Annotated in this window: 12 protein-coding genes; 8 read left to right on the forward strand and 4 right to left on the reverse strand. The window is 73.1% G+C overall.

Annotation, left to right across the window (positions count from 1 at the left end):
- Nucleotides 1-115: 115 nt before the first annotated feature.
- A complete protein-coding gene (locus tag AC0B61_RS11055) occupies nt 116-697 on the reverse strand; it encodes a MarR family winged helix-turn-helix transcriptional regulator (protein WP_471740336.1) in 582 nt (193 codons plus the stop codon).
- A 144-nt stretch (nt 698-841) separates the two neighbouring features.
- Between AC0B61_RS11055 and AC0B61_RS11060 the strand changes: the two genes are divergently transcribed.
- The 4 genes from AC0B61_RS11060 (at nt 842) to AC0B61_RS11075 (ending at nt 5574) form a co-directional block, all read left to right on the forward strand.
- On the forward strand, nt 842-2146 hold the full coding sequence (locus tag AC0B61_RS11060; RefSeq protein WP_471740337.1) for an MFS transporter: 1305 nt from the start codon (nt 842-844) through the stop codon (nt 2144-2146).
- Nucleotides 2147-2313: 167 nt separating this feature from the next.
- Entirely contained in the window at nt 2314-3963 is a 1650-nt protein-coding gene (locus AC0B61_RS11065) for a dolichyl-phosphate-mannose--protein mannosyltransferase (RefSeq protein ID WP_471740338.1), read from the forward strand.
- Entirely contained in the window at nt 3963-4724 is a 762-nt protein-coding gene (locus AC0B61_RS11070) for an ABC transporter permease (RefSeq protein WP_471740423.1), read from the forward strand. Before AC0B61_RS11065 ends, AC0B61_RS11070 begins: the two co-directional genes overlap by 1 nt.
- A 262-nt stretch (nt 4725-4986) precedes the next feature.
- The gene (locus AC0B61_RS11075) at nt 4987-5574 is read left to right on the forward strand and encodes a TMEM165/GDT1 family protein (RefSeq protein ID WP_471740424.1); all 588 of its coding nucleotides are present in this window, start codon (nt 4987-4989) and stop codon (nt 5572-5574) included.
- Between the two features lie 61 nt (nt 5575-5635).
- On the opposite strand, the gene AC0B61_RS11080 is transcribed toward AC0B61_RS11075, so the two are convergent.
- Nucleotides 5636-6769, reverse strand: a complete 1134-nt coding sequence (locus tag AC0B61_RS11080) for a peptidoglycan-binding domain-containing protein (protein WP_471740339.1) — start codon at nt 6767-6769, stop codon at nt 5636-5638.
- Between the two features lie 336 nt (nt 6770-7105).
- On the opposite strand from AC0B61_RS11080, the gene AC0B61_RS11085 reads away from it, so the two are divergent.
- Nucleotides 7106-9178, forward strand: a complete 2073-nt coding sequence (locus AC0B61_RS11085; RefSeq protein ID WP_471740340.1) for an MFS transporter — start codon at nt 7106-7108, stop codon at nt 9176-9178.
- 208 nt (nt 9179-9386) lie between these two features.
- A complete protein-coding gene (locus AC0B61_RS11090; protein WP_471740341.1) occupies nt 9387-9860 on the forward strand; it encodes a CYTH domain-containing protein in 474 nt (157 codons plus the stop codon).
- A gap of 105 nt (nt 9861-9965) precedes the next feature.
- On the opposite strand, the gene AC0B61_RS11095 is transcribed toward AC0B61_RS11090, so the two are convergent.
- The gene (locus AC0B61_RS11095; protein ID WP_471740342.1) at nt 9966-10481 is read right to left on the reverse strand and encodes a MarR family winged helix-turn-helix transcriptional regulator; all 516 of its coding nucleotides are present in this window, start codon (nt 10479-10481) and stop codon (nt 9966-9968) included.
- A gap of 47 nt (nt 10482-10528) precedes the next feature.
- Here AC0B61_RS11095 and AC0B61_RS11100 point away from each other — a divergent pair, with 47 nt between their 5' ends.
- On the forward strand, nt 10529-10939 hold the full coding sequence (locus AC0B61_RS11100) for a cupin domain-containing protein (RefSeq protein ID WP_471740343.1): 411 nt from the start codon (nt 10529-10531) through the stop codon (nt 10937-10939).
- A gap of 87 nt (nt 10940-11026) precedes the next feature.
- Nucleotides 11027-11353 (forward strand): antibiotic biosynthesis monooxygenase family protein, encoded by a 327-nt coding sequence (locus AC0B61_RS11105; protein ID WP_471740344.1) that lies wholly within the window; start codon nt 11027-11029, stop codon nt 11351-11353.
- Between the two features lie 88 nt (nt 11354-11441).
- Here AC0B61_RS11105 and AC0B61_RS11110 read toward each other — a convergent pair whose 3' ends face one another.
- Nucleotides 11442-12320, reverse strand: a complete 879-nt coding sequence (locus tag AC0B61_RS11110; protein ID WP_471740345.1) for a LysR family transcriptional regulator — start codon at nt 12318-12320, stop codon at nt 11442-11444.
- Nucleotides 12321-12372: the final 52 nt, after the last annotated feature.

The following is a 12372-nucleotide window of genomic DNA, read 5'->3' on the forward strand; positions in this document are numbered from 1 at the left end:
CATGAGTCCGGCCCGCCGGGGGAGCACCCCCGGCGGGCCGGACCCGTTCGTTCCCAGGCCCGTCCGTTCTCGTTCGGTGCCCGCCACTCCAGCTCGGGTGCCGGGCCGGCGGCCGCTAGGCCAGGTCGGCCGTGCGCCCGAGCGCGTCCGGCTGGCTCTCCTCGATCCGCCGCAGCATCCGGGCCAGCAGGCCGGACAGGGCGGTGCGCTCCTCGCCCACGACGTCCTGGAGCAGCTCCTCCTCGAACACCGCCGCCATCCGCATCGACTCCAGCCACTTGTCGCGGCCGGTCTCGGTCAGCTCGATGATCACCCGCACCCGGTTGGACTCGTCCCGGTCCCGGGTGACCAGGCCGTCGGCCACCATCCGGTCGATCCGGTGCGTCATCGCCGCCGGGGTGAGCCCCAGCCGCTTGGCCAGCTCGCCCGGCCCCAGCCGGTAGGGGCTGCCGGCGACCACCAGCGCCTTGAGCACCTCCCACTCCGCGGAGGTGATTCCGAGCACAGTCAGCTGACGGTCGTACGCCACGCCCATCCGCCGGGAGACCCGGTTGAGGGTCTGCACGATGGTCTCCACCTGAGGGTCCACGGTGGGGAATTCCCGCTGGTAGAGGGCCACCTGCTCGGCGATGCCGAGTTCCAGGGGGGTGGCCGGAGCGGGCTTGTCGGCAGCCGGCGCCGGCTTGTCCGTAGTCATGCGGACCAGTGTCGCACGGGCGTGCACCCCTTAAGCCTTTGACTCCGCACCCTTCTGGTGCTAAGACTTTATCTCGTCAAACTTTAGCTCTGAAATCTTCTGGACTTAAGAGTATCCAGTCGAAGCCAGGAAGGGATGTGCACGGTGACCGGCACGGTGAAGCAGCAGAGGCAGCAGCGAGGGGGAGCGGGCAGCCCGCTGCGCCGCGTCCAGATCGGCAACGCGCTCAGCGCGTTCGGCAGCGGGTTCACGATGCCGTACATGTTCGTGTACGTGGACCAGGTGCGCGGGCTGGGTTCGCTGGCAGCCGGGATGGTGTTCACCGTCTTCGCGCTGGCGGCCCTCGCCGTCCTGCCGTTCACCGGGCGCGGCATCGACAAGTACGGTCCCCGTCCGGTGCTGCTGGCCGGCACGGCGCTCGCCGCCACCGGCGCGTTCGCCTTCGGCCACGCCGCCGGCACCCCGGCGCTGCTGGTCTCCTCCTTCCTGTTCGGCGCGGGTGTCACCACCTGCCAGCCGGCGCTCGCCACGATGATCGTCCGCTGCTCGACGGCGGCCACCCGCTCGCACGCCTTCGCGCTGCAGTTCACCCTCGTCAACCTGGGCATGGGCATCGGCGCGCTGGTCGGCGGGCAGATCGTGAACGTCTCCGACCCGGCCAGCCTGACCCGTCTGTTCACCATCGAGGCGGCGACCTTCCTCGGCCTGGCCCTGGTCACCGGCACCGCCCGGATGCCCAAGACCCACCTGATAGCCGTCCACGGGAAGGCCGACGGCCCGACGGGCCTGCGCGCGCTGGTCGCCGACAAGGCGATGCTGCGGCTCTGCCTGCTCGCCGGGCTGATCTTCTTCACCTGCTACGGCCAGTTCGAGTCCGGCGTCGCGGCCTTCGCCACCGACACCGTCGGCACCGCGCCCTCCACCCTGGGCCTCGCGATCGGTGCCAACGCGCTGACCATCGTGGTGCTGCAGATGTTCATGGTGCGCATCACCGCGCGCCGCCGCCGCACCACCGCGATGGCCGCGGCCGGCGTGGTCTGGCTCGGCGCCTGGGCGATGGCCCTGCTGGCCGGCCTGATCCGGACCGAGACCATGGCCGCCACGGTCGCCATCGTCTCGATCTACGCCCTCTTCGGTGTCGGCGAGTCGCTGCTCGCGCCCACCATGGGCCCGATGGTGGCCGACCTCGCCCCGGCCAGGCTGCTCGGCACCTACAACGCCGGGTACTCCCTGGTGAAGCAGATAGCGATCGCGGTCGGCCCGGCCGTCGGCGTGCTGCTGGTCGGCTCCGGCACCTGGCCGCTCTACCTCGCGGCGATGGCGGGCTCGACGCTGCTGATCGTCGCCCTGGCGCTGCGGCTGCGCCCCCACCTCACGCCGGAGCAGGACAACGCCGCCCCCGCCGTGGTCCACGCCGTCCCGGTCCGGGAACTGCAGACCGCCGCGTAAGGCGTGCCTGCGAGAGCGCGCGAAACGGGCGCCGACCAGGTCACCTGGTCGGCGCCGTCCTCGCTTGGCTTCACGGGCACCTCCACATAGTGTCGGAGGCTGTTGACCGCCCGGATCCGGCCGCAGCGCCTGGCCCGGGCAGAGCAGACAGGCGAATCGGCGAGGCTATGACGCAAGCGGCGCTCACGCACCCCCCGGCGGCCCCGGCCCCCGCCGCCCCCGCACCGGCCCCGCGCGGCGGCCCGGTCCGCTGGGCGGCCGACCGCTCCGGCTGGCTCGGACCGATCGGCGTCGCGCTCTTCGCAGGCCTTCTGCGGTTCTGGAACCTCGGCTATCCCCACGCCTTCGTCTTCGACGAGACGTACTACCCCAAGGACGCCTGGTCCCTGCTCCAGCAGGGCTACGAGGGCACCTGGCCCGACCACGCCAACGCCGACATCCTGGCTGCCCCGCAGTCCGTCCCGCTCGGTTCCGCCCCCGAGTTCATCGCGCACCCGCCGCTCGGCAAGTGGGTGATGGCGGTCGGCGAGCAGTTGTTCGGCCTGCACCCCTTCGGCTGGCGGTTCATGACCGCCCTGCTCGGCACCGTCACCGTGCTGATGCTGGCCCGGATCGGCCGCCGGCTGTTCGGCTCCACCCTGGTCGGCTGCACCGCCGCGCTGCTGATGTCGGTGGACGGCCTGCAGCTGGTGATGAGCCGGATCGGCCTGCTCGACGGCATCCAGATGTTCTTCGTGCTCGCCGCCTTCGGCAGCCTGCTGGTCGACCGCGACCACGCCCGCGCCCGACTGGCCGACCGGGCGGCGGCCGCAGAGGGCGCCGAGAGCGCAGGGGGAACAATGGGCGCCGACCGGGTGCGGCTCGGCGCGCGCCCCTGGCGGATCGCCGCCGGCGTGCTCCTCGGCGCCGCCTGCGCGGTCAAGTGGAACGGCGCCCCGGTCCTCGCCGCCTTCGGCGTCCTGACCGTCCTGTGGGACCAGTCCGGCCGCCGCGCGGCCGGCGCCCGCCACCCGTGGCGCGCCGTGCTCCGCCGGGACGCCGTACCGGCCTTCCTCGCCATGGTCGGCTCCGCCCTGGTGGTGTACGTCGGCGCCTGGACCGGCTGGCTGGCCGGCGGCGCCAACGGCGGCGGGTACGACCGGCACTGGGCCGACGGCCGCGCCGGGCTCTCCCCGGACACCGTCCTCGGCGTCGGGCTGCCGCAGGTCTCCATGAGCTGGGTGCCCGCGCCGCTGCGCAGCCTGTGGCACTACCACTCGCAGATGTACGACTTCAACACCGGCCTGAGCACCCCGCACACCTACCAGTCCAACCCCTTCGCCTGGCTGGTCGACGGCCGGCCGGTCTCCATGTACTGGGAGCAGGTCCCGGACGGGACGCGCGGCTGCACCTCCTCCGGCGGCTGCGCGGCGCAGATCCTGGGCCTGGGCACCCCGTTCCTGTGGTGGGCGGCCTGCTTCGCGCTGGTCTACCTGCTATGGCGCTGGTTCTTCCGCCGGGACTGGCGCTCGGGCGCGGTGCTGTGCGCGGTGGCCGGGATCTACCTGCCCTGGTTCCGGTACCAGGAGCGGACGATCTTCTCCTTCTACATGGTCGTGCTGGTGCCGTTCCTGTGCCTGGCCGTCGCCCAGATGCTCGGCGCGATGCTCGGCCCGGCCGGCTGCAGCCCCGAGCGCCGCCGGCTCGGCGCGATCGGGGCCGGGGCGGTCGTGCTCGCGATCGTCGGCTGCTTCGCCTTCTTCTACCCGCTGTACACGGCGGAGGTGATCCCCATGTCGTCCTGGCAGGACCGGATGTGGTTCACCAGCTGGATCTGATGGCCCTTGCGGCCTCCGGCGGCCAGCTGCTGCCGGTCACCCCGACGCTCGGGGTGGTCACCGCCGTGCTGCTGCTGGCCGCCGTCGCGGTGGCCGGGCGCGGCCTGCTCGGCCACGGGCACGCGGTGCTGCGGGCCGGGCTGCGGGCGGTGGTGCAGCTGGCCGCCGTCGCCGCGGTGATCAGCTGGGTGGTCGGCTCGCTCTGGTGGTCGACGCTGTTCGTGCTGCTGATGTTCACGGTCGCGGTGCGCACCTCCGGGCGGCGGATGACCCCGGGGCCCGGCTGGGTCTGGGCGGCCGCCCCGATCGGCGCCGGGGTGCTGCCGGTGCTGGCCCTGCTGCTGGGCGTCGGCCTGCTGCCGCCCAAGGGCCTGTCCGTGATCCCGGTCGCGGGCATCCTGATCGGCGGCGCGCTCACCGCGACCTCGCTGGCCGGCCGGCGCGCCCTGGACGAACTGCGGCAGCGGCGCGGGGAGGTGGAGGCGGCGCTGGCGCTCGGCTTCGAGGAGCGCGAGGCCCGACTGGAGATCTGCCGGACGGCCGCGGCGACCTCGCTGGTGCCCGCCCTGGACCAGACCCGGACGGTCGGCCTGGTCACCCTGCCCGGGGCCTTCGTCGGGATGCTGCTCGGCGGGGCCTCGCCCGTCCAGGCGGGGGCGGTGCAGGTGTTCGTGCTGACCGGGTTGCTGGTGGTGGAGTCGGTGGCGATCGTGGTGGTGCTGGAACTGGTCGGCCGGGGCCTGGTGGCGGCTGACGGCTGACGGCCGAAGGCGCCGGGCGGTTGATGACGGCGCCGGGGCACCGGACGGCGTCGGGTACCCTTGGGGGCGTTGAAGGGGAGTAGCCCTCCACCGGACCGTCGACATACTGGCCCCCAGGGGCCCGGCGCCCGGGGCACCGCTCGAAGGAGCGTTGTCGGCGAGACCTTCGGCCGCAGTGCTGTGACCATGACCAGTGCTGTCGGGCCGAAGCGTTCCCCTGACGGAGCTGCGGAGGCCGGGCAGCCCCGACCGAGGAAACCCCCTGATGAGTCTGACCGTTGCCGCGTTGACCTTCGGCATCATCTTCCTGGCCGAACTGCCGGACAAGACCGCGCTGGCCAGCCTGGTGCTCGGCACCAAGTACCGCGCGAGCTACGTGTTCGCGGGCATCGCCGCCGCCTTCGCCCTCCAGGTGGGCATCGCGCTGGTCGCCGGCCACCTGCTCTCACTGCTGCCGCACCGCTGGGTGGAGGGCGTCACCGGCCTGCTCTTCCTGGCCGGCGCGGCGATGCTGCTGTTCCACGGCGGCGGGGACGAGGACGGGCACGCGGCCAAGGAGCCGTCCTCGAACAGCTTCTGGAAGGTGGCGGGAGCCGGCTTCGTGGTGGTCGCGATCGCCGAGTTCGGCGACCTGACCCAGATCATGACCGCCAACCTGGCCGCCAAGTACGCCGATCCGCTGGCCGTCGGCATCGGGTCCTGGCTGGCGCTCTGCGCGGTCGGCGGGATCGCCATCGTGGGCGGGCAGAAGCTGCTCAAGTACGTGCCGATGAAGCTGATCATCCGGGTGGCGGCGGCGATCATGGTGGTGCTGGCGGGCGTCAGCATCGTCGGGGCGATCACCGGCTGACGGCCGTCACCGGCCGCCGACCGTCGTGAGTGCGGGCGAGGGGCGGCCGGTCGGACGGAGGTCAGCAGCCCTGGTCGGCGGTCAGGACGGCCTGGGTCTTGGGACCGTAGACGCCGTCCTCGCCCTTGATGCGGTTGTCGTGCTGGTAGCTGCTGAGCACCGACCGGGTCCAGTAGTCGAAGGTGCCCGTGACGATCGACTTGTCGACGAAGCCGCACTCGGCGGTGTACAGGCGCTGCTGCAGGTCCTTCACGTCCGGTCCGGTCATCCCCATCTGCAGGACGCGCGGCGTGGGCGCCTGGCTGAGGGTGGGCGTCGGCGTCGGGGTGGGGGTCGGCGTGGGCGCCTGAGTCGGAGTGGGGGTCGGCGTCGGTGTGGGCGTCGGTGTGGGCGTGGCCGTCTTCGTCGGTGTCGGTGTCGGCTTGCGGGTGGGCGTCGGCGTCGGACTCGGCGTCTCGCTGGTCGGGGGCGCCACCGGGGCGGGCACCGCCGCGGCCGTCGGGTCCACCGGCACGGGCGCCAGGGTGGTGGTCGGCAACGGCTGCGCCTGCTTGGCCTCCGGCGCGGCGGAGGGCGTCACCGCGTACGCGACGCCGATGGTGAGCGCCACCAGTGCGGCGCCGACCGCTACGAGCAGCCCCTTGCGCTGGGCGAGCGGGTGCTTCGCCGCCTGCTCGGCCGCCCGGCGCGCGGCCCGGCCGCCGACCGCCTCCGGCCCGGCCTCGGCGGGCGTCCGGCCGAAGGGGAACAGTCCGATCTCGCTCCCGGGCTCGTCCGGGGCCTCGGTGCCGTTGCCGTGGCCGTTCCCGTGGCCGGCCCCGGTCCCGTGGCCGAGCCCTGCGGCGGCCTGCGGCGCCGCCGCCGCGTAGGCGCCCGGCCCGGAGGGCGGCACCGGCGGCAGCACGGTGGTGGCGTACGCGTCCGCGTCCGGCCCGAGCGGAGGAGTGACCGGGGCACCGCCCGGGTGCCCCGGAGGGACCGGCGGCAGCACGGTGGTCGCGAACGGGTCCACGACCGGGGTGCCCGCCGGCGGCTCGTCGGCGACCTGGTCGGCCGTCTGCGGGACGTACGGGCGGACCAGCGGCGGCCCTTCGAGGTGGGGCAGGACGGCGGTCTCGGTGAGGCTCGGGTCCGGGACGCAGCCGCACCCGGTTGAGCGTGCGGTGCCGCACGTCGGGCAGTGCTGGTCCGGCATCGGCCGGTCCTCCTCGGTTGTCACGTCGGCCTGGTGGGCGGTCTCGGCGGCTCCGGGGCGGGCCCCGGGCGCACGATCGCGCCTGATTATGCAGGACGGCCCGGGGGGTGCACAGGGGCGTCCGGCCACGGGCGGGGGTGTTGTGCCGGTTGGTGCCGGTTGGCTCCTCCGAGAACGCCCGGGACGCCGCGGATGTCCCCGGTGCTTACGTTCGGCTCAACCCGGCGGAACAAAACAGGACGAATCTGCCAGCATGGTGAGCTGGGAGTGATCATCCGCACGGACCCGCCCGCCGGGGCCGCGACCCTACGGAGCCGCCATGTCCACGGAGACGCCATGACGGACCCGCTCGCCGCGTCCGACCGGAGCCCGGCGGGCGAACCCGGCCCCCCGGCGGCCGCCGTCCCCAACCTCTGGGTGCCGATCGGCGCCCTGCTGCTGGCGATGCTGCTCGCCGCCCTCGACCAGACCATCGTCTCCACGGCGCTGCCCACCATCGTCAGCGACCTCGGCGGCCTCGACCACCTCTCCTGGGTGGTCACCGCCTACCTGCTGGCGTCCACCGCCGCGACCCCGCTGTGGGGCAAGCTCGGCGACATGTACGGCCGGAAGCGCTTCTTCCAGGCCTCCATCGTGATCTTCCTGCTCGGCTCGGTGCTGTGCGGAATCGCCCAGAACATGGGGGAGCTGATCGCCTTCCGGGCGCTGCAGGGCCTGGGCGGCGGCGGGCTGATGGTGCTCTCCCAGGCGATCGTCGGCGACCTCGTCCCGCCCCGGGACCGCGGCCGGTACCAGGGCCTGTTCGGCGCCGTGTTCGGTGTCACCAGCGTGCTCGGGCCGCTGCTCGGCGGCCTGTTCGTCGACCACCTCAGCTGGCGCTGGGTCTTCTACGTCAACCTGCCCGTCGGCGTCGTCGCCCTGGTGGTGATCGCGGCGGTCCTGCACGGGCGGGAAGTGCGGCGCGAGCACCGGATCGACTACCTCGGCACCGCCCTCATCGCCGCCGTCGCCACCTGCCTGGTGCTGATGACCTCTCTCGGCGGCACCACCTGGGCGTGGAGCTCCTGGCAGATCGTCGGCCTCGGCGTGCTCGGCGTGGTGCTGCTGCTCGCCTTCGTCCTCGTCGAGCGGACGGCGGCGGAGCCCGTCCTGCCGCTGCGGCTGTTCCGCTCCCGGACCTTCAGCCTGGTCGCGGTGATCTCCTTCGTGATCGGCTTCGCGATGTTCGGGGCGCTCACCTACCTGCCGACCTTCCTCCAGGTGGTCATGCAGGTCTCGCCCACCACGTCCGGCATCCACATGCTGCCCATGGTGCTCGGCATGCTGCTCACCTCGATCGGCTCCGGCCAGATCGTCGCCCGCACCGGCCGCTACCGGCTCTTCCCGATCGCCGGGACGGCGGTCACGACCATCGGACTGCTGCTGCTCTCCCGGCTGGACGAGCACAGCAGCACGGCCGAGATGAGCGGCTACTTCCTCGTCTTCGGCCTCGGACTGGGCCTGGTGATGCAGGTGCTGGTGCTGATCGTGCAGAACTCGGTCGGCTACGAGGACCTCGGCGTCGCCACCGCGGGCGCGACCTTCTTCCGCTCCATCGGGGCCTCCTTCGGCGTCTCCATCTTCGGAACGATCTTCGCGAGCGGGCTGCGGGACCGGCTCGCCGACGCACTGGCCGGCGTGCCGCTGCCGCCCGGGTTCCGGTCGGAGGTCATCACCTCCGACCCGCGGGTCATCCCCCGGCTGCCGGCCGCCGTCCAGGCCGGGGTCTACCACGCGTACGCCGAGTCGATCACCCGGGTCTTCCTGTACGCGGTGCCCGTCGCGGTCGTCGCCTTCGTGCTGTCGCTCTTCCTGCGCGAACAGAAACTGCGCACCAGCGTCACCGCGCCGGACCTGAGCGAGTCCATCGGACTCAACCCGGTGGAGCGCAGCTCCCTGGACGAAATCGCCCGCGCGCTCTCGGCGTTGAGCACCCGCGAAGCCCGGCGCGACTTCTTCCGGCGGATCACCGCCGCCGCCGGGCTGGACCTGCTGCCCGCCTCCAGCTGGCTGCTCCTGCAGATGCACCAGCACGGTCCGGTCGAGCCGGCGGACCTGGCCGAGCGGCGGATCGTGCCGATCGCCGTCATCGAGCAGGCCGTCCGCGAGGTGGAGGGCCGGGGCCTGGCCGGGCGGACCGGCGGGCTGCCGCTGCGGCTCACCGAACCGGGGGAGGAAGCGGCCCTCCGGCTCGTCGCCGCCCGGCGCGCCCAACTCGCCGACCTGCTGGGGGACTGGGACGAGGAGCAGTACGCCGATCTCGCGGAGCTGCTCACCAGGCTCAGCTCCAGCCTCGGTGCCGACCGGAGGGACCGGCCCGATCCGGTCGGGCCGGAGCCGCCGTACCGGGGCGAGGGGAGATCGTTCTGACGGTCGCCCGCCAGGCCGGCTGGTCGGCGGCCGGCCGCTGGTTCCCCGAGGAGACACGGGAGTTGCTGAAGCGGCAGGGCGGCGTCGGGTGACGTATCGTCGCCTACCGGTACCGGCCGCGTCGGCTGCCCGGGGACGGCACGGTCGTCCCCACCGACATCCGGGCGCAGCCGGAGCAGGGCACGGGATCAGAACGGGAGGGTGCGGCATGCCGCTCGAGATCGAGCGCAAGTTCCTGTTGGACTCCTTCGAGCCGCCGCGGACGGCGGTGCGCCGGCACATCGAACAGGGCTACATCGCGATCAAGGACGACGGGACGGAGGTGCGGCTGCGCCGGATCGGCGACAGCCGCGTCCTCGGCGTCAAGCGCGGGAAGTCCGGTCCCCCCGTCCGGATCGAGGTGGAACGCGAGCTCGACGAGCAGGAGTTCACCGACCTCTGGCCGGCCACCGCCGGTGCCCGGCTGGTCAAGGACCGGTACACCTTCGAGTCGGCCGGCGTCACGGTCTACGCCGACGTCTACCAGGGCGAGTTGGCCGGTCTGATGACCGCCGAGGTGGAGTTCGCCTCGGAGTCCGAGGCGGAGGCGTTCCGCCCGCCGGACTGGTTCGGCGCCGAGATCACCGGGGCGAAGGCGTACAAGAACCAGACCCTCGCCGTCCGGGGGCTCCCCACGTCCTGACGCCGTCCTGGCAGGTGCGCGCCGCGGCCGCCTGTCCGGGTCCGTGGCTGTCCGGGCGCACGCCTGGCCGGGTTCGTGCCTGTCCGGGCGCGCGTCTGTCCGGTCTCACGGCGCGCCGAACCAGCGCGGGGTGTCGAGGCGGAACGGATCGCCGGGGGCGAGTCGGCGCAGGCCGGTCTCCAGTTGGCGCAGCTGGTCCTCGCCGAGGGTCGCCGACCACTCGGCGCGCAGCTCGTCGAAGATCCGGGCGGAGCGGACCAGGCAGTCCACGCCCCGGGCGGTGAGCCGGACCACCTTGCGGCGGGCGTCGGCCGGGTCGCTGCCGCGCTCGACGTAGCCGAGTTGTTCCAGGTTCTCGATGGTCTTGCCCGCCGCCTGCTTGGAGACGCCGAGCCGGCGGCCGAGTTCGACGGCGGTGGTGCCGTGCGGGCCGATCGCCTGGAAGACGAAGCCGTACATCGGGCGCAGGTCCGGGTGTCCCTCGCGGGCGATGCGCTCGTGCAGCTCGTCGATGATCGTGCGGAAGCCGAGCAGCAGGCGCAGCGGCAGCTCGAAGCCCGGTGGGGCGGGTTCGCTCGCGGGTGCGTTCACGGGTTCACTTGACACGATAGACAACCTCATTGACCATATAGACAACTCCATTGTCCATCTTAGGGGATTCCTCCACCATGCCTGTCATCCGCCGGTCCGAAGCCCGCCGCACCGAGACCCCGAACGCCGTCATGACCACCTACGCCTCGCCCACCCAGGGCTCCACCTCCCTCGCCCTGTGGCACGTCGACATGCCCGCCGGCAAGCACGGCCCGCTGCACGCCATGAGCACCGAACAGATCTGGACCTTCCTCACCGGCACCGCCACCGTCCACCACGCAGGCGACACCCTCACCCTCGCCGCCGGCGACACCCTCGTCCTCCCCGCCGACACCGCCCGCCAGATCACCACCGCCGACGGCTTCACCGCCATCGTCACCTCCCCCTCCCCGGCCCACGTCTACAACCCCGACGCCATCACCCCGGAAGACGCCTGCGCCCTCGCCCCGCGCGACGCCGACCGCCTCCTCCCGCCGTGGATCGCGTGAACCGCACCGCGTGAGGTGTAGGACACTGCTGGCAGTGACCGAGCCGGCGGCCGCATCCGAGGCCCCGGCCCACCAGTAAGGAGCGGCATGTCCGTCGTCAAGATCAACGTACTGACGGTGCCGGCCGAGCAGCGCGAGGTGCTGGAACAGCGCTTCGCCTCCCGCGCCGGCGCGGTGGAGAACTCGGACGGCTTCGAGTGGTTCGAACTCCTCCGCCCGGTCGAGGGCACTGACCAGTACCTGGTCTACACCCGCTGGCGCAGCGAGGAGGACTTCAAGGCCTGGATGGAGGGCCCGATGCAGGCCGCCCACCGTGGTGGCGGCGAGGGTGGCGAGGCGCCGAAGCGGCCCGCCGCCTCCGGCTCCACCCTGTGGTCCTTCGAGGTCGTCCAGTCGGCCGGCCCCAAGGGCTGAGCGCTGCGCGGTACTTGTGCACCTCCGGGGGATCCTCGATCCCCCGGAGGTGCCTGCGTATGTCCCCTGTGTCTCGCGGGGAGGCGGCTCAGGCCGGGGTGGGGTGGAGGGCTTCGCGGAGGCGGGGGAGGGGTTCGTGGTCGGTGCGCCAGATGAGGCGGAGGTGGAGGGGCGGGGGTGTGAGGGGGAGCCGGACGAGGGTGCCGGCGGCGAGTTGGGCGTGGACGGCGAAGTCGGGGAGGAGGGCCAGGCCGAGGCCTTGTTCGGCGCAGGCGCGGGTGACGGTGAGGCCGCCGGTGGGGACGCGGTCGACGTCGTGGCCGAGGAGGCGTTCGCCGGCGAGGTGGAAGGAGCAGGTGGGGGCGTTCACCAGGAGTCGTCGGCCGCGCAGGTCCTCGCGGGTGAGGGTGGTGGCGTGGGCGAGTGGGTGGGCGGGGGCGGCGACGAGGGCGAGGGGGACGTCCTGCAGGTCGAGGTGGTCGAGTGGGGCGGGCGGCAGGTAGAAGCCGAGTTCGCCGAGCGGGCCGGCGGTGTCCAGGATCAGCGCGGCCCCCAGTGCCCCGGCGGCGACGCCGCCGAGCAGGCCGTCCCGGGCGGTGTCGGTGTGCAGGGATATCTCCACGTCGGGCCGGTGTTCGGCGAGGCGCGCGAGGACGGCGGGGACGTGGGTGGCAGCGATGGCCTTCAGCGCGCCGAGTCGCAGGCGGGTGCGGGTGGCGGCCACGTCCCGCCGCGCCTGTTCGGCCTGGCCGAGCAGCCGTCGGGACCACGGCAGGAGCCGTTCTCCGGCGGGGGTGAGGGCCGTGCCGCGCGGTGCCCGCTCGAACAGTTCGGTGCCGAGGCTGCGTTCGAGGGCGCGGATCTGCTCGGTGAGGGAGGACGGGGCGAGTCCGAGGGCCACGGCCGCGGCGGCGACGGTGCGGTGGGCGACGACGGCCTCGAAGGCGCGCAACTGACGTAGTTCCACTGGCTCCCCCGAACGCCTTCGCTCCCGGTGCTGCGGGACAGCGTACGGGGTG

The sequence above is a fragment of the Kitasatospora sp. NPDC023385 genome, assembly GCF_055664045.1.

Excerpts from the sequence above, each read along its gene's own strand:
- AC0B61_RS11055 (WP_471740336.1), bottom strand. The coding sequence starts at position 697 with ATGACTACGGACAAGCCGGCGCCGGCTGCCGACAAGCCCGCTCCGGCC.
- AC0B61_RS11065 (WP_471740338.1), top strand. The coding sequence starts at position 2,314 with ATGACGCAAGCGGCGCTCACGCACCCCCCGGCGGCCCCGGCCCCCGCC.
- AC0B61_RS11070 (WP_471740423.1), top strand. The coding sequence starts at position 3,963 with ATGGCCCTTGCGGCCTCCGGCGGCCAGCTGCTGCCGGTCACCCCGACG.
- AC0B61_RS11080 (WP_471740339.1), bottom strand. The coding sequence starts at position 6,769 with ATGCCGGACCAGCACTGCCCGACGTGCGGCACCGCACGCTCAACCGGG.
- AC0B61_RS11085 (WP_471740340.1), top strand. The coding sequence starts at position 7,106 with ATGACGGACCCGCTCGCCGCGTCCGACCGGAGCCCGGCGGGCGAACCC.
- AC0B61_RS11090 (WP_471740341.1), top strand. The coding sequence starts at position 9,387 with ATGCCGCTCGAGATCGAGCGCAAGTTCCTGTTGGACTCCTTCGAGCCG.
- AC0B61_RS11095 (WP_471740342.1), bottom strand. The coding sequence starts at position 10,481 with ATGAGGTTGTCTATCGTGTCAAGTGAACCCGTGAACGCACCCGCGAGC.
- AC0B61_RS11100 (WP_471740343.1), top strand. The coding sequence starts at position 10,529 with ATGCCTGTCATCCGCCGGTCCGAAGCCCGCCGCACCGAGACCCCGAAC.
- AC0B61_RS11105 (WP_471740344.1), top strand. The coding sequence starts at position 11,027 with ATGTCCGTCGTCAAGATCAACGTACTGACGGTGCCGGCCGAGCAGCGC.